Origin of the sequence: Sphingobium sp. LMC3-1-1.1 (genome assembly GCF_040676285.1) — a bacterium.
Taxonomy (GTDB): Bacteria; Pseudomonadota; Alphaproteobacteria; order Sphingomonadales; family Sphingomonadaceae; genus Sphingobium.
Genome location: NZ_JBEGHQ010000001.1, coordinates 825,870 through 844,512, shown reverse-complemented (window position 1 = coordinate 844,512; position 18,643 = coordinate 825,870). Strand labels below are relative to the sequence as shown.

Below are 18,643 nucleotides of genomic sequence, written 5' to 3'. Positions count from 1 at the left end.
AGGTCATGCCCCATGCAGGTTCGGGCAAGGATTTGGAAGGGAAGGCATGACCTACGCCTGTCGCATGATGACCTCTCCGGTCGGCGAATTGACGCTGGTGGCGAACGAAGCGGGCCTGATGGCGGTGCTGTGGCAGGACGATGATCCCCACAGGGTCCGCTTGAACCAGCGGGTTGAGCATCGCGACCATCCGGTGTTGGACGAAGCCGCGCTCCAACTGGCGGAATATTTCGCCGGGCAGCGGGAAGCGTTCGATCTGCCGCTTCATTTCGTCGGAACGGATTTTCAGAAGAGCGTTTGGACTGCGCTGCTGACAATCCCTTTCGGGGAGACGCGAAGCTATGCCGACATTGCCCGCCAGATCGGGAAACCGTCCGCCTGCCGGGCCGTGGGTGCCGCCAATGGCCGTAACCCGCTTTCCATCATTGTCCCGTGCCATAGGGTGGTGGGTGCAAACGGCGCTTTGACAGGCTTTGCAGGTGGTTTGAAGGCCAAGAGCCATCTGCTTGGCTTGGAACGGAAATTTATCTGATTTCCATTCGCAAATGGCGCACCCAAGAGGATTCGAACCTCTGGCCTTTGCCTTCGGAGGGCAACGTATCCCCATAGTTTCATAGTATATCCGGCGATCTCCTCGCTGAAATCACAGGAACACTGTGCGAACATCGAGCGGTTTGCGGACCCGGTGCGGTCCCAGATTGGCGGTGCGGCATGAAGGTGCAGCACTTCGTTTCGATCAGCGGCGGCAAGGACAGTACGGCGGTTGCCTGCTTGGCTGTCGAGCGCATGGAGCGCCGGCCTGACTTCAGACCGCGGTTCTTGTTCGCGGACACGGGCAATGAGCATGATGTGACGCTGGAGCAGGTGAACTATCTCGCCGGCGCGCTCGGCATTGAGATCGAAACCGTTCGCGCCGATTTCTCTGACCGCTTCGCCGCTCGGCGCGAGGCGATCGCGCGAGACTGGCCGAAGGAATTGCGGCGGAAGCAGCACACGACGGAATGTCGGGAGCAGCAGGCCAACGACCTGAGCTATGCCGAGAAGGCGGCCCTGCGAGAGGAGTGCGACTGTCCGATTAAGATCAGCCCGCCAGTGCCTGATCACCTGATCCGGCGCGCCATCTCCTTTATGCACCCGACAGGCAATCCGTTTCTAGACATGGCGAAGCTGCATGGCCGCTTTCCCGGTTCAAAGACGCGCTTCTGCACGCAGGAACTGAAGCTGGACCCGATGGAGTTCATCAAAAGCCCAATTCGCATGGCTGGCACGCCTGTTGTGGAATGGGTGGGCGAGCGCGCCGAGGAAAGTCAGGCACGCGCGAAGAAGCCAATGATCGAGACGGTTCGCTGTTCATGGCGCGCGCCGGCCGTGATCTATCGTCCAATCCATCAATGGAAGGCAGCTCAGGTTTTCGAGATTGCCAAGCGACACGGCGTGAAGCCCAACCCGCTCTATCTTTTGGGCATGTCCCGCGTGGGCTGCTTCTGCATCATGGCGCAAAAGGAAGAGGTACGGCTGACCGCGATACATTTCCCCGAGGTGATCGAGCGGATCGCCGGATGGGAGGTCGAGTGTGGCAACGTCGCTCGCCACGCGAACACGTCGGTTGCGCTGGGTGAGCGCGACGAGTTCATTTCCAGTTTCCTGCCCACCGACAAGCTGCCGCCTGATGAGAACGGCAAGGTGCGGGCGAGGATCGACCGTGCTGTTGAGTGGTCGAAGACCTCGCGCGGCGGCCGGAATTACGACCTGCTCAACACCCTGGACGAAATTGAGCAGCTTTCGGACGGCCCGAAATGTTCCAGCAAATATGGGCTGTGCGAATAATGGGCCGCGTCCTAGTTGCCTGCGAGCGAAGCGGCGTCGTCCGCCGGGCCTTCGAAGCGCGCGGGCATGATGCTTGGTCATGCGACATCGAGCCGGCCGATGATGGCAGCAACCGACACATTCGCGGCGATGTCCGTGACTATCTCGATGAGGGCTGGGATCTGCTCGCCGTCATGCACCCGCCCTGCACGATCCTCTGCAACAGCGGGGCCAAGCACCTCTACATCGGCGGCCGGAAAGAGAACGGACGGAACGAACAGCGCTGGGCCGAACTGGAGGAGGCGGCGGCCTTCTACCGCAGCCTGCGCGACGCGACCCAGATCCCGCGCCGCGTGGTGGAGAACCCCGTCATGCACGGCCACGCGATCCGGCTGACCCGGCGCGGGCGGACGCAGTTCGTCCAGCCCTATTTCTTCGGCGAGCCCTTTTTCAAGAATACCGGGCTGGAGCTGATCGGCCTGCCGGACCTGAAGCCGACCAACATGCTGACACCGCCGAGGCCGGGGACCGAGGAGCACAAGGCTTGGTCGCGCTGCCATCGGGAACCGCCGGGGCCGGACCGCGCGCGACGCCGGTCGGAGACCTATCCGAACATCGCCGAAGCCATGGCCGAGCAGTGGCACCATCTGCTGCCGGACCCGCAATATGATCTGTTCCAGGTGGCGGCATGAGGCGGGAATCGAACCCGCCTGCCGGGCCGTCTACCGGAGGCGCCTTGCAAAGCGATCCGTTGAACGGTGGACCGGCGCGCAACCCAGCGCCGTGGGACGCTTAGCATGACTTGGCCCTTCGGCGACATCCCCATGTTCAGCCAGCGCGTGATCCACATTGATCCGCCGTGGGCCTATGAGATGCGCACGCCCAAGGGATACGAGAAATCCCCGCAGGCGCATTATGATTGCATGACGCTCGACCAGTTGAAGGAACTGCCGGTCGGTCACCTCGCCATGCCCGATAGCGTCATGGTCATGTGGGGCGTCTTCTCCATGATGCCGCAGGCGATCGAGCTGCTGGCGCACTATGGCTATCGCTATTGCACCGGAGGGCCGTGGGCCAAGCAGTCCAGCACCGGCAAGAAGTGGGCGTTCGGCACCGGCTATGTCTATCGGAACGCGGCCGAGTTCTGGATCGTCGGCAAGATGGGCAACCCCAAGGAGCGGTCGAAATCGGTGAGGAACCTGATTGTCGCGCCGGTCCGCGAGCATAGCCGCAAGCCGGATCAGATCTATTCCGACATCGAGGAGCTTTGGGAGGGGCCGTATATCGACATCTTCGGACGACAGCAGCGCGAGGGGTGGACAGTTTGGGGGAATCAAGTGAACAAGTTCGGCGGCCACACGGCCGGAGCTTGCCAACAATCTCCTATGCTCACATGCACATAAGGATGGGGTGCTATATCGATTGGGCGATTCTCAGGGATTTCGCCAAAATTATCTTTGATTTTGCCGGCGCTGCTGCGTGGCCACTAGCGGGCTTCAGCATCGCATTTCTATTTCGAGATGCGATAAGGACTGCAATTGGCCGCATTAAGGGCGGATCAGCCATGGGCGTTTCCGTGGAGCTAAATCCAGCCGCGCAGGATGCGCAAGATAACGCGCCTGACGCTGCCATCGCGTCCACGACACGCCAGCTTACCGTTTCCCCCGAACCGCCGGTTCATGACATTCTCTCGCCGTGCGACGCACATTATCTCTCTCTGGTGCGCTCCGAGGATTTAACGCAGGAGCAGCGTGAAAAGTGGCTCGCCCGAATCGCTAGCTCGTATACGGATTTGTGGCGTCAGGAAAATCACTACCGATTGATATTTGGCTCGCAGATCGCCTTTCTCAAAAGGCTGCATTTGTTCGGCCCGCAACCTGTCGACAGTGTAAAAGAGTTCTATGAGGCCAACGGTGCAATTCCTCCTCCCATTCCAACGTACACGTTCGAAAATTGGTTTGGGTGGCTGATCGAATCCAAAGATGTCGCGGTTGAAGTGGACCAGGTATTTATCACCCCGCTCGGCAAGCGTTTCCTTCAGTGGATGACTGAAGCGGCGGTCGTCGATCAGAAGGCTTTTTAGTCTCATGATCGCCACTCTCCTCCTTCTCGCCGCAGCCGTGACCGTCGTCGACGGTGACACCATCCGAGCCGGCGGTGAACGCATCCGCCTCCTCGGCATTGACGCGCCCGAGATCCACGGTTGCCGACAGGGCAGGGTGTGCGTCCCCGGCGATGGGCAGGCCAGCAAGCGCAGCCTCGAAGCGATGATGGGCGGCAGGATCAGTGTCCAGCGCGTCGGGCAGGACCGCTATGGCCGCACGCTCGCTCAGGTCTATGTCGGCGGCCGGAACGTCGCCTGTGAGCAGATCCGACGCGGGCAGGCGCAATATGTCGCGAAATGGGACAACGGTGGCCTGCTGGCGGCGGATTGCCGGTGAAAGACCTGCTGTTCAAGATCGAGGTCGTGGTCATCGGCGCGCTCACACTGCTGGGCAGCGCCATGATGATCTGGGGGAAGATCGGGTGGCTGTTCAACGCTTGACCGACTCGCGAACAATACGCGAACATGAGCCATGGACCAGACCGAAATCTACCGCCGCGGCAATGACCCTGCCATGCAGGAATATCACGCCATCGTGAAGCAGATCGAGGCCGGATACCCGATGCACCCGCAAGAGGTCCAGGATGTGATAGATGCACTGAACGAGGAGGGTCATCCGTCGCAGGCAATCCTGCTGGCGGCGATGAAGATCAATTGGGATCAGGGCTGATCTGACCACGCCTTCACCGCCGCCACCTTGTTCCGGCAGTCTGAACCAGCCTCCAGCGCGTCGATCAAATAGTTTGACGCCTGCTCGTCCGTGAACTTGCCGCCAGTGCCCGCAGGTGGCGGAGGAACCGGCTCGGCAGCGCAGGACAGATATTGCGGCGGAACCGGGATCTTAGCGGGCGGAGCGCTGCCGCAGGCGCTGCATAACAGCATCAACGCCAGGGCCGGCATTGTCATCGGTCGCTTTGGCATGAACAATCTCCCGCAGTTCTGCCGCTTGGGCTTTCGTCTTGGTGGTCAGGGATATGTCGATCAGCGCCGCGGCCTTTTCAGCGCGAGCAGATGCCGCCTTCAGGCGCTCAGCCGTGGCGAGGTTCTTCAGCGCCACCTTCTCATTGGCGTTGCTCTGGCCGGCGCAATAGCCGAGCGTGAGGCAGAGTGCGCTGGCACCAACGACATAGCCGATGGTCTGAAGGTTGATACCAGTGACCAGAGATTGCGCTTTGTCGATCAGTTTGGCGATCATGTGTTCAGATCCTTCCAGATCGCGCAGGCTGCGATCACGAGGCAACCGATCGCCGTTCCAGCGCCCATGACGAATCCGGCGCAGAACATCATGGCTTCGGCTCCGGTGCTGGCGGATCGACCGCTGGAGCATTGGCGAGGCTCTGGCCCATCCGATCGAGGCTGCGCTGCGTCCACCGCTCCTTGATGGCCGAGACGATCGCCATCAGGATTGCGGTATAGGCCGAGGCTTCACCCGCATGGTTCGCCGCGATCGCGCCGTGCATCACATACAGGACGCCGCCCGCGATGACGGTCAGCAGCAGGATCTCGCTGAAATGATCCGTCGGCGGCTTGATGACGACGAGGGGGCGGGTCATGCCGCCACCCGTGCGAGCCAGCCATAGAGGAAGGCTTCGTTCGCGGATCGGCCCTCGCACAGCGATAGATAGCGTTCGCCCTGCAAGGCGTTCAGAAGCAGCAGTAGACGGCGTTCGCCCTCCGCACCGCGCTTCTTCAGGAATGCGGCCAGCCCGTCGCGGGTCTTCTGCCCGGCAGCACCATCGACCACCAGGTCGGCGAAGTCCTTGCCCTGATTGTTCAGCCCATTGAGGGCGCGTTGAAGGAACTGCGCTGCGACCTTCGGCCCCATGTTGACGCCGGTATCGACCAGTTCGGCCGCGATCGGCAGGGAATGCTTGGCGATCTGGTCGAAGCCGGGCGCGATGACATACATCTTCATATAGACGCCGCGTGCGAAATCGCGCGTCATGGCCGCCATTGGTCCGGCGTAGCCACCGGCGCGCGCGGTTGCGATCGTGATGCCGAAGTTTGTCTCGCCGCCGGCGTCGCGCGTGTCGTTCACATAGCCGCCCTCGGCTTTCAACACGTCATCAATGATCGCTTCGATCGTTGCCATTACTCGCCTCCAATCGGGCGCTTGCCCTGCGCGATGTCGCGCAACGTCCGCTCCGCGCTCAGCTCCATCTGCGCCGCCTGCCGGATCTCACCCTTGACGTGCTGCTCGAGATAATCGTCAGCGCGCTTGAGGAACCACTGACGGACGAGGCGGATGATCCGTTCGGAACTCAGCCCTATGAGAGCGGCGATGGTGGCCGCATCCCCCGCATTCAGGCCGAGCCTTTCGATGATCCACCGCGCGAGCAGGACAACGAACCCCATCAGCAACAGGTCGATGAGGATCATGCGCGGCGTGATCTTGCGGCCTTCGCCGAGCGTCAGACCATATTTCGCAGCGGTCCCAATCGCCCAGCCGGCGATGATGGTCCCGTATTTGGCGGTTGCCGCCTCAAGAAATGGGCTCACCGCCGTTGTTCCCCCATGCGTTTGCATGGGGTCAACGTGTGGAAATACCGAGGCTTCCTCTACGGACGGCGCGGCCTATTTACGCGAGCAAGAAAAGTCGTCACCATCTCGTCACGAGTCTGCAAAGGGGGTGCGACTATGAAATTCAGGGCATTGGCATCGGTCATGATCGTCGCAACGGTGGTGAGTGGCTGTGCGACAAAGCGGTATGGTCGGGTGCAGCCAATTACTGGCTTCGAGAAGGTCCAGTACACTTGCCGCGACGTCGAACTGGAGATTGCCAAGGTCCAGTCGTTCCAGCAGCAGGTGACGGAAGGCGCTGAGTTCAACGCCGCTTCGGCGCTGGGCATCTTGGGTGATTTCGGGATCGGCAACTCAATGGAGAAAGGCTCGGCGATGAAGTCGGCCGCGATCCGGTTGGGGCAGCTGCGGGATCTGCAGGCTGAAAAGCACTGCGGGGCATCGTCGTCAAACGCGAGCCAAGCGACCTATAGCGGCGGCAGTGGCGGCATCGTCGACTTGGGCGATGTGCGGAAGATCCCGGCCAAGACGCCGTCAGGCTACTGCCTCATGGCGCCGGCTGACTATCGTGGCACGGGTGCGGTCAACAGCCCGGCGATCACGGACGCACTGCCGCGCTGCGGGGCTGGGATGTAGCTTAGCCGGTCAATTCTCGCCACGGCGTCATTTTTGGCGTTGCGGCTCTATATCAGGAAAATGGTTCTGCCGGGACAACCATCCCGCGATAAACCGGGTTAAAGCGCGTTGACCGCCTGCTCCTTTAGCTCGCCAGGCGTCGTCCCGGCATATGCCGAGAAGGTCATGCCATAGGCGGCCTTGTCGTATTTCGTGCCGTCAGCGCTCAGGTAGAGGTCGAACAGCGTCGGGCCTTGCAACTCGTTACCCGCGCCACCTGCGGAGCCACGGATGGAGAGATAGCGGACCCCGTGCGACCCGTTCGATCCGAGATCGACATCGAACCAGAGCGGTCCCTGATTCTGCCCGCCACCGTTCTGCCCCGACCATTTGGTCGATGTGTTACCGTCAATCCCCTTACTCGGCGTGTCCGTGCCATAAGTGTTCTGCGCCGTGGCCGCCCCCCCAGAGAGGACATTCGATCCGCCAGAGGTTGCCGACAGGCTGAACTCAGCGAAGGAGTGCCCATAATATCCGAGCGAGCGAATATAGATGCGAGCCGACCGGAAGGTGTCACGGTCGGCAGAGAGCGCGTCGCTCCAAGCCGCATAGCTGGTATCGCCGGTATAGGTGAACGGCCCCGCGAAATTGCAGGTCACGGCGCTGTTCGCGGCATAGAGGTAGACCGCCGGGATCATGGCGGGGGCGGCGGAACCAAAACTGATGGCACTCGAAAGAGAGCCGCCGTTCTTCGCGTAACGAATTTGCTTGGCATCGACATCGACATAGACATCGATCACGTCGCCCGCCGCATACGAGGCGAGACTTGCAACCGTCACATTGGTATAGACAACGTGCCCGTTACTGACATAGCCGATGCTATTGGCGTCGAGGCCGAGATAGCTTTCTCGATTGCCATACATACCGACGACACCGATGGACATTTCCGGTGGCAACAGAGCATCGATCGTAACCTGAAAACGCCACTTCCCGGTCGTCTTTCCATGCTTGGCAACGACCATCGCCACCGAGGCGCTGGCACTCTTGGTGGCTGTCCGGTTGCTGTTGGACAGCGTGACTGAGGATGTCTTGTCGTTGGGGTCAAGGCTCGTCGGGTTGGAAATTGGCGCGGATTGTCGCCCTTTGGCATTGAGGAAACTGAGCGCCCATGTGTTGGCGAGTCCCGGCATTAGCTGTCATCCGCTGCATTGGTGGTGAAGTTCAAGCGGATGCCGATCAGCTTGGCGTCGACCGAGCAAGTGTCCGATCCATTCGACGCATCGCGGTAGACCTGGAAGCAGACCAGATCGCCCTCAGCAGGCGAGCCGCCGATCGTCATCGCGGACGTGAAGGCCGACTGCATCACATCGGTCGTAGCCGTCACGCCGTCCGTGACGGTCTGCGCGGTGCCGAAGCTCGCGTCGATCACGTCATCGTCGGAGATCGCCACGCCCTGGATACCCCACACCACATTCCCGGTGTTGGAGGCTGACCAGATGAATTGCGCGGTAATCGTGCTTTCGTTCCAGGACTTGGGCATCGGGAACATGAACTGCGCATATTCCGCTGTCGAAGCGTCGAAATCGAGCGTCACCAGCATGACCTTGTTGGTGCTGCTCTCGCTTGTCCCCGCCGAGGGGCCGTTGGTCGTGCGCGATGTCATTGCCGCCGCAAGGATCGGCGTTGATTGGACCCCGCCCGAATAGCTGCTGCCCCCCGACACCGCCTGCCCGTTCGCCTTCTGATAGGCAACGCAGCGCACGACATCAGAACCCTCGGACACGAAGCAGGCCGTATCGCCCGCCGCAGTCGTGATGCTCGCGCCGCCAGGCAGGATCAGGGTCGAAGCATTGTGGGTCAAGGTCAACGCGCCGGCGAATTTGACCCATGCCGTGCGACCAGCCTTGTCCGTGGCGAAGTCAATGTCGGTGATCGTCGTGGTGCCGGTGATGTGGAAATAGCCACCTTCGCCCAGCGAGACGGTGCCGGCGCTGGCGACGTCGCTGCCCTGTTCCCACAGAGCGGCGATGGCATCGGGCGTGGCGAGCTTGCTGCTGTCGGCGCCGGTCAGCACTTCAGTCGTTGACGCGGTAGCGCCGGTGAGGGCGGAAACGAGATTGTGCTCCATATGGCCCCAGGATGCGCCCACGCTTGCCTCGGTGCCGCCGGCATTGTCGGCTGTCGCGATATACCAGTCGCCGACATCGACGGTCGTGCCGGACGCGCCGCCGATCTTGCCCGACACCGAGACGACATAGACATCGCCCTTGCTTGCCGCCGGATAGTTGGGATTGCCCGAGCAGTCGGTCGCGCCCTTGAACTCGAGCAGGCCGGTCAATGCACCATAGAGTTCGGTGAAGTTGTCGTTGATCTTCTGGCCGGCAGCACGCAGCGTGTCACCGGTTCCGTCATTGGCGGTGGCGCCAAGGTTGATTGTCTGCATTGTCATCAGTCTTGATCCATCGTCCAAGTGTCGCTGTCGAAGGTGATCCGGGTGCTGTCGAACGTCGGCGGCGCGACCTGCACCCAATGCGAGAAGGATTGCAGGCTGACGAAGTCGCCATCGTCATCTGATCGCTCGGAATAGACCCGCAATTCTACGAACATCTCGCCGCCGAAGCTCGCGTCGGGCACATCGAAGCTCGTTCCCGAAAGACCGTCATGCGTGGTGAGCAGAACGCCGTCGAAATCACGGATCTCGATGGTGGTGGTCTGTCCCGTCTCCGGCGTCATGGTCGCATCGGTCCAGGTCAAAATGACCGTGTCCTCGTCTAGCCGGTTGCGGTTCGCCCAGGTGACAGTCACCCAGGGATCGGTGCGCGCCGTCGCGTCGATATAGTCGACCTGCGTGGACCATGCTTCGCCATAGGCGGTGACATTGGCGGGCCGGTTCGGCAGCCAGGGGCGATCGGTCAGCGTGTAGCTCTGGAGCGTGGCGGCTTCGAGCGCGAGCAGGTTGACCGATGTCCGCGTCAGGATCTTGTAATCGACGACCTCCGCCGACGAGCGCACGAGGCTGTCCTCGAACAGCGTGGACTCGTCGACGAACCAGACCTTGGTGCCAGCCGGCCAGGCGCGCGGCACCGTGTCGAGCACCCCGCGCGCCAGGTCATAGTCGCCATCGTCGGCGGTGATCTGCGCGATCTCGTTCCCCGCCTCGCCATCCTCGCCGATGATGACGAAGCCCGCGTTGGTCGGGAAGGTCTGGCCGATTATGTTCTCGAAGGTGACGCTCGCCGTGGTGGCCTCGAACGGCAGGTCCGCCACCAGCTCGCCGCGCCCGATGATGTTGAGCGTCCCCAAGCTCTGCCATTGCGGTGTGCTGTTGGAGAGGGTGACCTCGTCCCACAGCTCAGCCTCGTAAATGTCGTCATTGTCGCTGGTCGCCAGCACCCCGGAGAGAACCTCGGGATATTCGGGCGTGTCGACAAAGGCCGCGACGGTCGAGTTGGCCGCGAAGAAATAGGGCAGGGTGAGGATCTCGATCTCGGAGGCTTCCTCTGGATCGCTCGAGACGTCCTCCCAGCTGGTCGTGGGCGGCGCGGCATATTCGCCGACATCGAGCCCATAGACGTCCTCCATCAGCTCGAGCTTGATGGTCGGATCGCCCGGCTTGCCATATTCGACGCTCTGGACGCGCATAACCAGCTCGGAGAGCCCATATTCGGGCCAGGTGAGCTTGACGACGCTGGCCGGGCGCTTGCTCCAGAACTCGCGGGAAACCTCGGCGGTGCAGGACGCGAGCGGCTGGCCCGCCGAGCGCAAGTCGCGCATCGCCAGATCCATCGCCAGCTGTGCGTTGCGGACGCCGTAATAGTTGCGGCTGTCCGAGACGACGCCGCCCTGGGTGGCGATGCTGGCATCGTCCTGGACGGTGATCGTTTCTTCCTGCTCGTTCTCCGGGTTCGTCCATGTCACGATGATCTCGTTGACGATGTCGCCCCACAGCTTGCGGGAGAAGTTGGTCAGGTCGCAGTTGTCGGGCGTCAGCTCGTCGAGCGTCTCCGCGTCATAGTCGCCGCGCACCAGCGAGAGCGTGAGCAGCCCGGTCGATGGGTCGACGTAGAGGACGCCCTGGATGTGATCGAGGATCTCCTGCACGAAGTCCTCGATCTTGCTCTGGCGCACCCACAGCAGGGACAGGCCGAAGCTCTCATCAAACAGCGTGTCGGCCGCAGCGGTGAAGCTGTCGTCGTCGATCGCGGGTTCGGGTGTTCCCATGCCCCATACGGTATCGGTCAGGCACTCGCGGATGATGTGCGCCGGGTTCATGTCGGCGTTGGTCGAATAAACATCAGCCTGGAGGGACAGTCCCTCGCGGTCGTCACCCGGATTATCGTCCCAGATCCAGATCGTGTAGGAACTGGCGCCGGTCAGATCGAGCGGCAGCACCGCCGCCAGTGCCGTCTCGGCGGCTGCCTTGGTTGGGTAGAGGGTCGGAAAATAATGCGTGTCAGCGCCGTTGGCATAGACGCTGATGCGCCCCATCCAGGTATTGCCGCCGTTCGAGCCGTCCGTGGGCCAGGCGCTCCAGACGGTATAGGCGCCGCCCACCTTTTGCGTGATGCGGACGATATCGCTGGGTGAAAAGCCGCTGATGGTGTAGCCGCCGCGCGCTCCGGGGACGCCAGATTCACTGGACGCGGTCAGCTCGATCGTGTGCGTGGCGCTCGGCGCGGCGCCAGATCCGATGCTGCCGATCGCCGCCTTCTCGGGATACCATTGCTCGGTGCCATCGGCGCGCTTGAAGATGCGCTGGATCTTGGCCCATACGCCCGGCAGATAGGGCGTGTTCGCGGTCCAGTAGAATCCGCGCCCGGCGACCGCCTTGGTGATGATCCCGCCGATCAGGCTGGAGAGCCCGGTCGAGCCGGTGAAGAAGATCGACGCAATGCCGCGATAGCCGGGACAGCTCGCGCCATTGGGCCGGCCGAGCTTCTGCGCCAGCCCATCGGGAAGCACCTGGTCGGCATTGCCGGGGAGATAGGTGACGATCCCGCCAATCCCCCCTTCCTTCTTGATCCCACCGAACAGATCCGGCTGGTTGACCTCGAAGCTCGCCTGCTCGGTGAGCGATCCGGTCCAGACCGTCTTTTCCTTGATGACGAGCCCCTTCAACGCATCGACCGGGCCGATGCAGATGCCGAAATGGTCCGACATGTAATATTCGGTGACTTCGACCTTCGGTTTCGACTTACCCATTGCGTGCCCTCACCGCCTGCCGCACGACCTCGAGCGCCTCGGGATCGCCGGTGGCGACCAGGTCGGCAGCGGGCAGCCCCTCCAGCACGAACCGGCGCCAGTCGAGCCCGACGCGCCCCGCGAACGTCTCCATGCCGTCGGCGCATTTGCGGCTGGCCCGCGCATCGTCGAGCGTGATGATGATGTCGGTCAGATCTACTCCGACCAGCAGGCGTTCGATCGTCCGCCGGACGACGTTGATGCCCTGCCCATCGCCAGTGTCGAGCATGTCCTGCGCGCGGATGCCAGCCGCCATGAAGGCGCGGAAGTCGAGGCCCTGCTCGTTGAACCACCGCCGCACCCCTTTCGGGCAGTGACCGGCCTTGACGCAGTCGTCCATCGTAATGCGCAGATCGTCGATCATGCCTTCACCTTGTAGGTTTTCTTGCCCTTCTCGCCGTACCAAAGGAAATTCAGTCCCTTGATCGTGATGGTCCCGAACGGCACCGGGATCGGTCGGCCCGCCTCCGATGTCGGGTCTTCGAGATCCTTGACTGTCTCCGGCTTTGACGCCTTGGGATGCGACATGAGAAGGAACTGGACCGCTGTGAGCGCGACCGCGACAAGAACAAGAACCCACCAGGGCATCGGGCTTCCTTAGTAATAGGGGTTGCGGTTGATGATGTTCTTGACGGGAATCCACTTACAGCCGCCGTAATTCACGATGTTGTCGTGCAGACCTTCGCAGTCGCCGCCCTCGTCTTCGAAAGCGTGGTGATTGCAGCCCAGGACGACATTGACCGCGTCGTCCGCCGCCAGGTCGAGCGGGAGGCCCGAGAGCGTGAGCACATTGCCCGACACGCGGATGATCGTGCGGCGCTTGGTCGACGCGCCGGCCGGGGTCCATTCGAACTGGCCGCGCAGAAACTTCGCGGGCGGCAGTGATCCCTCCCAGCCCGCATCGAGCGTGACAGCGGTGCCGGAGATCGAGGCCACGGTCGCGGCGGACGTCGCGGCTGCCTTGTTCGCCCCGCAGACGGTCGAATAGAGCGCATGGGGGCAGCCATATTGATAATGGCGCCGCAGCCCCGGGCGCTTCATCTGCGTCGAGATCGGCTCGCCTTGCAGCTCCAGCTCGCTATGCGCGCGGCTGGCCGACACGACCCGGCCCGCCCAAATGACCTTGAACTCGCTGTCGGGGTCGTCGACATGTCCCTGGTAGACGATCAGGTTCACGACATTGTCGGGCGGATAGACGCGGAACAGCTCGGCCAGATCGGTCGAGACGTCGAGCCCCAGCTTCATCGAGGACCGATCGAGCGTCCCGTTCGAGACGATCTCATCGCGTTCGACCGGCACCGGCTGATAGGCAATCTCGCCTACGCTGCCGCCATGGTCGACGACGACCTCGTCCGTATGATCGGTATAGGCGAAGAACTCGCCGACCTCGGTGCCATAGGTGAAGCGATAGAGCTGGATCGGCGCCCCGCTCTCCCGGCTGGCCTCATAGGCGTTGAACGTCATGCCCGCCCCCTCACTCGTCGACCGTCTGGAAGACGGCGCTGATGTTGGCGAAGCGCGGGCTCACCCATTCGGTCGTCAGGTCATCGGACGCGAAGCGGGTGCGCGGGAGCCAGCTGATCCGCGCGACGTTTGCCGTGGTGATGGTGACCGCACTGTTCAGCACCAGCGCCGTGTTGCCGCCGCTGGCGTTGATGTCGGTCACCAGCCGCCGCAACCGGGTGCCGTCGCGCTTAATGATCTCGATCGCCTGGGAGACGCTGGCGAAATTTACTGTGCTGAAATCGTCGGCGATGTCCCGGCCTTGCACGACGATGGTGGTGCTCGCGGTGGCGTTCGCGTTCAGCGCCATGTCGGGCTTGCAGGTCGAACGGTAGAAGCTACCGCGCATCCCCTTGGCCCGCAGGAAAACCTGCTCGAACGCCTGCGCCTGTGCTGCCGAGAGGCCCTTGAACTGCTGCTCGATGATGCCCTGCATCCGCGTGACCGGCCGGAACTGCGCCGTCCGCCCATAGCTGAAGTCCACCTGCTCGACCGGCCATATATGGTCCATGCTCGGAGTGCCCGACCAGTCGGGCTCGATTGTCACGACCTCCAGCCCGTTGAAGGTGTCGGTTGCCGTACCCTCGTCTTCGGGCGGCTCGCCGCCGGGATAGGCTGCCAGCTCAATGTCGAAGGTGGACGCGCTCGGTTTATGCCACGATGTCCTGGTCGTGTCCTTCATCAGCCCGAAAATGCCTGGACGGACAATGCGACCGGATGCCCAGGCATTGTCGAGCGTGTCGACGGTGGTGATGGTCGATCCCGCCACCGCCTCGACGACAACCGCCTCGCGGGTGCCGTTGGGCCCCATCAGGACAAGGATCTGCCCCACCGCCACCCAGGCGGGCGGGGAGGCCATGGTGAGGGTCGACGCCCCGGCCGAGCTGGAGCCGGTGAGGGCCGCAGAGCGCGAGAAGTCGGGCACCACGGCTGGCGCGTTCTGCCCGCCGCGCATGAACTGGTCGGCGGCGCGCTGGTTCACATCGGAGACGATGACGTTGAAGGCAACCGTCAATCGGGGCTTGTCTGTTCGCAGCGCGCGACGGCGTTCCTTCTTCGATCGGCTGGTGGTGATGTCCGTCAGGAAGGACCGCTTCACCTTATAGGGCTGCGACCAATCCGGCTCATGGCTCCACAGCCGCGCCAGCGAGGGGGTGGCGAGATCATAGGTCATCGGTCGAGGCTCGAGCGGAACGCGCCGCTATTCTTGCTGACCGTTTCGAACATCGCCTTGCGCCCGCCTGGCGTGTTGAACGCAGCCCGAACCACGCTGGCAGGGTCGAGCGTCGGATAGAGCTGGATCGGCGGCATCGCGGTGGTGGCCTTGCCCAGCATGTCGGCGATCATCGCCTTGAACGAGCCGTCGATGCCGAAGCCGCCGGCGCGGGACGGGGTCATGCCGTTGGGCAGCGCCCCCATGTTGGCAGGGAGAAACGGGGCGATAGGCCCGCCACCCGCCCGCGTGACGGCGGGAACCTCGCCAAACTGGTTCATGTAGGTGAGTGCCTGTGCACCGATCTTCTTGGCCGAGGACGCCTTGACGATGAACTCGCCGTCCGAAAGCATGATCGGTCCACGCGGCCCGATGGTTGTGATGCTGTCGGAGAGGCCGGTGCCACGCCCGCGCAGCAGTCCGCCGCCGGTCCGCCCGCCCATGGCATAGCCCTCGATCTTGCCGCCGGTCGCCTTGCCCTGCACCGAGCCGCCGGTGGCAATGCCGATGCCGATCGCTTTCAGGGCTTTGAGGACGAGCATGCGGATCGCCAACTCGATCAGCATTTGCGTGATCTGCGTCAGAACGCTCTTGGCTACGTCACCCAGCGACTTGAAGTTGACGATCGCATCCGCGATGCCGCTGGCGAAGCTGTCTAGGCCATGGGTGGCGATGCCTTCAAGCGCATCATTGATCTCGCCCCCGGTCTGCGGGACCGACTGCATCCACTTGCCGAGCGGCCCGACCTCGCCGCGCTCGGCGCCCTTCTTGTCGGCTTCCTGCTTGGCGCGCAGCAACGCCCGGGCCTTGTCGGCATCGGCGATCTGGCCGTTGGCGATGGCCTGCTCGAGCAGCGCGGTTTCGATCTTCTGCTGGATCTCAAGCGCCCGCATGGCGAACTCGCGGTGCGACTTGCTGTCGGTGGCGATGTCGGCCTGCGCCTCGAGCGTCTCCTGCTCGCGCTGGAGCATGTCCTGCGCCAGCCGATTCCGCTCGTCTTGCAACTCTTTTTCGACCTGCTTGCCGTAGAGCCCGCGATCAGGCGCGCTGACCGTGATCTCGCCATCTAGCCCGGTCTGCCCCTGCGCGTCGGGGTTGCCATAGAGCCGCTTGAGGGCCTCGACCTGCGCCTTCTTCTGCTCGTCGGTGAAGTGCTTGTCGTTCTCGATCTGGAGCACACGCTCCCGATATTCCTGCGCGTAGAGATCGTGCATCAGCTGCGCGCGGTCAGCCGCATCCGTCGATAGCTGGATGCGGGCCTGCAATTCCTCCTGATTGGTACGGGCGAGCGCCTCCTGGTGCCGCGCCTCGATTTCCTCGGCGGTCGACCCGGTGGGCTTCTTCGGGGCCTTCACCTTTTTCGGCTTGCCTGCGGGCGGTGCGGCCGGCGCCTGCTTGAAATCGGCGAGCCCCTGCTGCTGAGTCTTCCGCAACTCCTTTGCCGCCGTCTCCCAATTCCTCGCCGCCTCGAGCATGAGCTGCGCCTCGGGCGCGGCGCCCTTCAACGCGGCCGCGCGGGCAGCCTCGGGATTGCTCGGCAACAGATCGCGACCGAGGCCACGCTCGGCAACCGGGCGCGGCGCGGCGCGGAAGCCCTCGTCGACCTTCTCGTCGAACCGCTTTTTCGCCAGTTCGTAATTTGATTTGGCCGACATCGCCGCAGCACGGGCTTGCTCGATCGCCGCAGCCTTGGCTTCCGCGGCAACGCGCGCCCAGGCGTTCGCCAGCAGCCCTACTTCGCCTGTCAGGTTCGCCGTCGCCGTCTGGAGTTGGCGCTGCTTGCTCGACATGTTGCCGCTCTCGGCGGCTGCTTCATTTTGCTTCTGTCGCAGCGAGGCAAATTGCTGGGTTTGACCGTGGATCGAGGCGGTGAGATCGTCGGCCGCCGCTTCCGCCTCATGGTTCTTTTCGACGAGGTAGCCGACCCCTAGTGTCAGCGCGGTGATGGCGAGCCCAACCGGCCCACCGAACGCAGCTAGCATGGCGCGACCAGCCGTGGCGCCTGCAAGGCCCAGCGCCTCCATCGTCGTCGCTGCTCCAGCCGCACGGGCCTGCATGGCGAAGATCGCCGTCGACACGACCGTGGTGGACCGCGCAGCCGCCACGGCACCCGCGACATAGCGGCCGAGCAGCAGCGCCGAGATCACGCCGATGGCCTTCACCACGACATCGAGGTTCTCGGACAGGGCGATGATCGCTGCGCTGATCCGCTGTGTCGCGGAAAGCGACTGATCCGTCTCTCCGACGAACTTGCCCAGCGCATTGTTGAGCACAGTGAAGCTGTTGCCGATGGTCAGCGTCGTTTTCTCGGCGGTGGCCTCCAGTTCGCTAGCACCATCCAGGAAGGCGCGGAAGAATTGCTGGCTCGACACCTTGCCGTCATTCACCAGCGCCTTGAGCTTGCCGACGGATCCGCCGGCAGCATCGAGGTTCTGCGCCACGGCCTTGAGGATCGGCAGCGCGCCCTCGTTGACGGAATTGAACTCTTCGGCCCGCACCGTGCCCGACGCGAGCAGCTGCGAAAGCTGGAGCAGCGCGCCCTGCGCTTCGGTCGCGCTCGTGCCCTGGATCTTGAGCGCGGCAGAGACGCCGTCGGAGAATTTGATGAGGTCGGCCTGGTTGGCGCCCAGCTCCTTCGCCACCTGAGAAGAGCGAGAATAGAGGGTGCCGAGCGATTCCAGCTCGACGCCATATTTCTGTGCGATCCCGAACAGCTGCTCCTGCGTCTGGCCGAGCTTCGCGCCCTCCAGTCCTGCAACCTTCAGCTGATTGGTGAAGCGGGTATAGCCGTCCGCGAGCTGCTGCACCTGTTGCGCCGAGAAGGCCGAGGCGAAGATGCCAGCAAGGGACCGCAACTGGCTGCCGATCGCGCTGGAACTGGCGGCGATCTGCCGCTCAAGCCGCGCCATCTGGTCGCGCTGGGAGTTGGTCGCGGTCTCGAAGGTCTTGGTCGCCCGCTTGAGGTCAGCCTCATATTTGCCGACCCGCGCCTCGAATTCGACAATGACTTCGTCTGCGGTCGGCATCAGTAGAGAACCTTCACCCCTTTGGCCTCGAGCGCCCGACGCCGTTCGGCGACCTTCTGGGGATCGGGCAGTTCAAGCTCATCTTCCTCGCCGCCCTGCGCCTTGTTCCAGTGGTGCAGGAGGCCCTGATATTCAGCGAGCGTGAGCTGCTTGGCTTCGCTCGGTTGGATGTTCATCAGGGCGCAGTTGGCGAGGATCTCGGCTGGGTCGATCCGATCGGCTCCAGATCGTCCTCGTCCTCCCTTTTTTTTTGAGCCGCTTCGTGCCCGACCATGAAGGTGTTGAGGATCGCCTTGGCGACATTCCAGCTGTCGGCGAAGGGGGGAGCATCAACGCTGGTGACGTAGCGTTCGATCAGCGCGTTCACGACCGGCGGCTTCGTCTCGATCGGCTGCCCGTCCACCGCGCCACCCGCGCCGCCGAGAAGACCCTGGCGGATGATCTCGATCACGTCGGACAGATAAGCGCCGCCGAGCATCACGCGCTCGTAGATCGCCTGGATCGAAGCATTGCTCTTGCGCTCGATCTCCGCGCAACCGGACCAGGTCAGGCGAAAATCATAGGAACCATCGGCCCAATCGAGGGACAGATGCGTCTGCATGTCGCACCGTCCCC

General features: G+C 63.0%; 22 protein-coding genes. 8 read left to right on the top strand and 14 right to left on the bottom strand.

Annotated elements, in window-relative coordinates; all coding sequences use genetic code 11:
• Positions 1-46: 46 nt before the first annotated feature.
• The 7 genes from MRBLMC3_RS04275 to MRBLMC3_RS04245 all read left to right on the top strand — a co-directional run bounded on the left by MRBLMC3_RS04275 (position 47) and on the right by MRBLMC3_RS04245 (position 4,580).
• A complete protein-coding gene (locus MRBLMC3_RS04275) occupies positions 47-532 on the top strand; it encodes a methylated-DNA--[protein]-cysteine S-methyltransferase (protein ID WP_363826116.1) in 486 nt (161 codons plus the stop codon).
• 179 nt (positions 533-711) lie between these two features.
• Positions 712-1,827, top strand: a complete 1,116-nt coding sequence (locus tag MRBLMC3_RS04270) for a phosphoadenosine phosphosulfate reductase family protein (RefSeq protein WP_363826113.1) — start codon at positions 712-714, stop codon at positions 1,825-1,827.
• The gene (locus tag MRBLMC3_RS04265; RefSeq protein ID WP_363826111.1) at positions 1,827-2,498 is read left to right on the top strand and encodes a hypothetical protein; all 672 of its coding nucleotides are present in this window, start codon (positions 1,827-1,829) and stop codon (positions 2,496-2,498) included. Before MRBLMC3_RS04270 ends, MRBLMC3_RS04265 begins: the two co-directional genes overlap by 1 nt.
• Positions 2,499-2,603: 105 nt before the next feature.
• On the top strand, positions 2,604-3,209 hold the full coding sequence (locus MRBLMC3_RS04260) for an MT-A70 family methyltransferase (RefSeq protein ID WP_363826109.1): 606 nt from the start codon (positions 2,604-2,606) through the stop codon (positions 3,207-3,209).
• A gap of 2 nt (positions 3,210-3,211) precedes the next feature.
• On the top strand, positions 3,212-3,889 hold the full coding sequence (locus MRBLMC3_RS04255) for a hypothetical protein (protein WP_363826106.1): 678 nt from the start codon (positions 3,212-3,214) through the stop codon (positions 3,887-3,889).
• Between the two features lie 4 nt (positions 3,890-3,893).
• Positions 3,894-4,247, top strand: a complete 354-nt coding sequence (locus MRBLMC3_RS04250) for a thermonuclease family protein (RefSeq protein ID WP_363826103.1) — start codon at positions 3,894-3,896, stop codon at positions 4,245-4,247.
• A 135-nt stretch (positions 4,248-4,382) separates the two neighbouring features.
• Entirely contained in the window at positions 4,383-4,580 is a 198-nt protein-coding gene (locus MRBLMC3_RS04245) for a hypothetical protein (protein WP_363826100.1), read from the top strand.
• A 171-nt stretch (positions 4,581-4,751) separates the two neighbouring features.
• Here MRBLMC3_RS04245 and MRBLMC3_RS04240 read toward each other — a convergent pair whose 3' ends face one another.
• The 4 genes from MRBLMC3_RS04240 to MRBLMC3_RS04225 all read right to left on the bottom strand — a co-directional run bounded on the left by MRBLMC3_RS04240 (position 4,752) and on the right by MRBLMC3_RS04225 (position 6,409).
• Complete coding sequence (locus tag MRBLMC3_RS04240; RefSeq protein WP_363826097.1) at positions 4,752-5,105, bottom strand: hypothetical protein; 354 nt, start codon at positions 5,103-5,105, stop codon at positions 4,752-4,754.
• Positions 5,106-5,193: 88 nt separating this feature from the next.
• Positions 5,194-5,463 carry a hypothetical protein gene (locus MRBLMC3_RS04235; RefSeq protein ID WP_363826095.1) on the bottom strand — a complete coding sequence of 90 codons (270 nt, stop codon included), beginning with the start codon at positions 5,461-5,463 and terminating at the stop codon, positions 5,194-5,196.
• Positions 5,460-6,002: a glycoside hydrolase family 108 protein gene (locus tag MRBLMC3_RS04230; RefSeq protein WP_363826092.1), complete on the bottom strand. Its 543-nt coding sequence runs from the start codon at positions 6,000-6,002 to the stop codon at positions 5,460-5,462. Before MRBLMC3_RS04230 ends, MRBLMC3_RS04235 begins: the two co-directional genes overlap by 4 nt.
• On the bottom strand, positions 6,002-6,409 hold the full coding sequence (locus tag MRBLMC3_RS04225; protein WP_363826089.1) for a hypothetical protein: 408 nt from the start codon (positions 6,407-6,409) through the stop codon (positions 6,002-6,004). The genes MRBLMC3_RS04230 and MRBLMC3_RS04225 overlap by 1 nt, the downstream gene beginning before the upstream one ends.
• Positions 6,410-6,547: 138 nt before the next feature.
• Between MRBLMC3_RS04225 and MRBLMC3_RS04220 the strand changes: the two genes are divergently transcribed.
• Positions 6,548-7,066 carry a hypothetical protein gene (locus tag MRBLMC3_RS04220; RefSeq protein ID WP_363826087.1) on the top strand — a complete coding sequence of 173 codons (519 nt, stop codon included), beginning with the start codon at positions 6,548-6,550 and terminating at the stop codon, positions 7,064-7,066.
• Between the two features lie 98 nt (positions 7,067-7,164).
• On the opposite strand, the gene MRBLMC3_RS04215 is transcribed toward MRBLMC3_RS04220, so the two are convergent.
• The 10 genes from MRBLMC3_RS04215 to MRBLMC3_RS04170 are packed head-to-tail and all read right to left on the bottom strand — an operon-like array spanning position 7,165 to position 18,629.
• A complete protein-coding gene (locus MRBLMC3_RS04215) occupies positions 7,165-8,235 on the bottom strand; it encodes an SPRY domain-containing protein (RefSeq protein ID WP_363826085.1) in 1,071 nt (356 codons plus the stop codon).
• Positions 8,235-9,494, bottom strand: a complete 1,260-nt coding sequence (locus MRBLMC3_RS04210; RefSeq protein ID WP_363826082.1) for a hypothetical protein — start codon at positions 9,492-9,494, stop codon at positions 8,235-8,237. Before MRBLMC3_RS04210 ends, MRBLMC3_RS04215 begins: the two co-directional genes overlap by 1 nt.
• Positions 9,494-12,247: a phage tail protein gene (locus MRBLMC3_RS04205; protein WP_363826079.1), complete on the bottom strand. Its 2,754-nt coding sequence runs from the start codon at positions 12,245-12,247 to the stop codon at positions 9,494-9,496. Before MRBLMC3_RS04205 ends, MRBLMC3_RS04210 begins: the two co-directional genes overlap by 1 nt.
• Positions 12,240-12,650: a hypothetical protein gene (locus tag MRBLMC3_RS04200; RefSeq protein ID WP_363826077.1), complete on the bottom strand. Its 411-nt coding sequence runs from the start codon at positions 12,648-12,650 to the stop codon at positions 12,240-12,242. Before MRBLMC3_RS04200 ends, MRBLMC3_RS04205 begins: the two co-directional genes overlap by 8 nt.
• Positions 12,647-12,874, bottom strand: a complete 228-nt coding sequence (locus MRBLMC3_RS04195; protein ID WP_363826074.1) for a hypothetical protein — start codon at positions 12,872-12,874, stop codon at positions 12,647-12,649. The genes MRBLMC3_RS04200 and MRBLMC3_RS04195 overlap by 4 nt, the downstream gene beginning before the upstream one ends.
• A gap of 9 nt (positions 12,875-12,883) precedes the next feature.
• Positions 12,884-13,750, bottom strand: a complete 867-nt coding sequence (locus MRBLMC3_RS04190; RefSeq protein WP_363826071.1) for a phage BR0599 family protein — start codon at positions 13,748-13,750, stop codon at positions 12,884-12,886.
• Between the two features lie 10 nt (positions 13,751-13,760).
• Complete coding sequence (locus tag MRBLMC3_RS04185) at positions 13,761-14,963, bottom strand: hypothetical protein (protein WP_363826068.1); 1,203 nt, start codon at positions 14,961-14,963, stop codon at positions 13,761-13,763.
• Positions 14,960-18,028, bottom strand: coding sequence for a tape measure protein (locus MRBLMC3_RS04180; protein WP_363826065.1), 3,069 nt, complete (start codon positions 18,026-18,028; stop codon positions 14,960-14,962). The genes MRBLMC3_RS04185 and MRBLMC3_RS04180 overlap by 4 nt, the downstream gene beginning before the upstream one ends.
• Entirely contained in the window at positions 18,028-18,204 is a 177-nt protein-coding gene (locus MRBLMC3_RS04175) for a hypothetical protein (protein WP_363826063.1), read from the bottom strand. Before MRBLMC3_RS04175 ends, MRBLMC3_RS04180 begins: the two co-directional genes overlap by 1 nt.
• On the bottom strand, positions 18,204-18,629 hold the full coding sequence (locus MRBLMC3_RS04170; RefSeq protein WP_363826060.1) for a gene transfer agent family protein: 426 nt from the start codon (positions 18,627-18,629) through the stop codon (positions 18,204-18,206). The genes MRBLMC3_RS04175 and MRBLMC3_RS04170 overlap by 1 nt, the downstream gene beginning before the upstream one ends.
• Positions 18,630-18,643 lie beyond the last annotated feature (14 nt).

Excerpts from the sequence above, each read along its gene's own strand:
- MRBLMC3_RS04275 (WP_363826116.1), top strand. The coding sequence starts at position 47 with ATGACCTACGCCTGTCGCATGATGACCTCTCCGGTCGGCGAATTGACG.
- MRBLMC3_RS04270 (WP_363826113.1), top strand. The coding sequence starts at position 712 with ATGAAGGTGCAGCACTTCGTTTCGATCAGCGGCGGCAAGGACAGTACG.
- MRBLMC3_RS04265 (WP_363826111.1), top strand. The coding sequence starts at position 1,827 with ATGGGCCGCGTCCTAGTTGCCTGCGAGCGAAGCGGCGTCGTCCGCCGG.
- MRBLMC3_RS04260 (WP_363826109.1), top strand. The coding sequence starts at position 2,604 with ATGACTTGGCCCTTCGGCGACATCCCCATGTTCAGCCAGCGCGTGATC.
- MRBLMC3_RS04255 (WP_363826106.1), top strand. The coding sequence starts at position 3,212 with ATGGGGTGCTATATCGATTGGGCGATTCTCAGGGATTTCGCCAAAATT.
- MRBLMC3_RS04250 (WP_363826103.1), top strand. The coding sequence starts at position 3,894 with ATGATCGCCACTCTCCTCCTTCTCGCCGCAGCCGTGACCGTCGTCGAC.
- MRBLMC3_RS04245 (WP_363826100.1), top strand. The coding sequence starts at position 4,383 with ATGGACCAGACCGAAATCTACCGCCGCGGCAATGACCCTGCCATGCAG.
- MRBLMC3_RS04240 (WP_363826097.1), bottom strand. The coding sequence starts at position 5,105 with ATGATCGCCAAACTGATCGACAAAGCGCAATCTCTGGTCACTGGTATC.
- MRBLMC3_RS04235 (WP_363826095.1), bottom strand. The coding sequence starts at position 5,463 with ATGACCCGCCCCCTCGTCGTCATCAAGCCGCCGACGGATCATTTCAGC.
- MRBLMC3_RS04230 (WP_363826092.1), bottom strand. The coding sequence starts at position 6,002 with ATGGCAACGATCGAAGCGATCATTGATGACGTGTTGAAAGCCGAGGGC.
- MRBLMC3_RS04220 (WP_363826087.1), top strand. The coding sequence starts at position 6,548 with ATGAAATTCAGGGCATTGGCATCGGTCATGATCGTCGCAACGGTGGTG.
- MRBLMC3_RS04215 (WP_363826085.1), bottom strand. The coding sequence starts at position 8,235 with ATGCCGGGACTCGCCAACACATGGGCGCTCAGTTTCCTCAATGCCAAA.
- MRBLMC3_RS04210 (WP_363826082.1), bottom strand. The coding sequence starts at position 9,494 with ATGACAATGCAGACAATCAACCTTGGCGCCACCGCCAATGACGGAACC.
- MRBLMC3_RS04205 (WP_363826079.1), bottom strand. The coding sequence starts at position 12,247 with ATGGGTAAGTCGAAACCGAAGGTCGAAGTCACCGAATATTACATGTCG.
- MRBLMC3_RS04200 (WP_363826077.1), bottom strand. The coding sequence starts at position 12,650 with ATGATCGACGATCTGCGCATTACGATGGACGACTGCGTCAAGGCCGGT.
- MRBLMC3_RS04195 (WP_363826074.1), bottom strand. The coding sequence starts at position 12,874 with ATGCCCTGGTGGGTTCTTGTTCTTGTCGCGGTCGCGCTCACAGCGGTC.
- MRBLMC3_RS04190 (WP_363826071.1), bottom strand. The coding sequence starts at position 13,750 with ATGACGTTCAACGCCTATGAGGCCAGCCGGGAGAGCGGGGCGCCGATC.
- MRBLMC3_RS04185 (WP_363826068.1), bottom strand. The coding sequence starts at position 14,963 with ATGACCTATGATCTCGCCACCCCCTCGCTGGCGCGGCTGTGGAGCCAT.
- MRBLMC3_RS04180 (WP_363826065.1), bottom strand. The coding sequence starts at position 18,028 with ATGCCGACCGCAGACGAAGTCATTGTCGAATTCGAGGCGCGGGTCGGC.
- MRBLMC3_RS04175 (WP_363826063.1), bottom strand. The coding sequence starts at position 18,204 with ATGAACATCCAACCGAGCGAAGCCAAGCAGCTCACGCTCGCTGAATAT.
- MRBLMC3_RS04170 (WP_363826060.1), bottom strand. The coding sequence starts at position 18,629 with ATGCAGACGCATCTGTCCCTCGATTGGGCCGATGGTTCCTATGATTTT.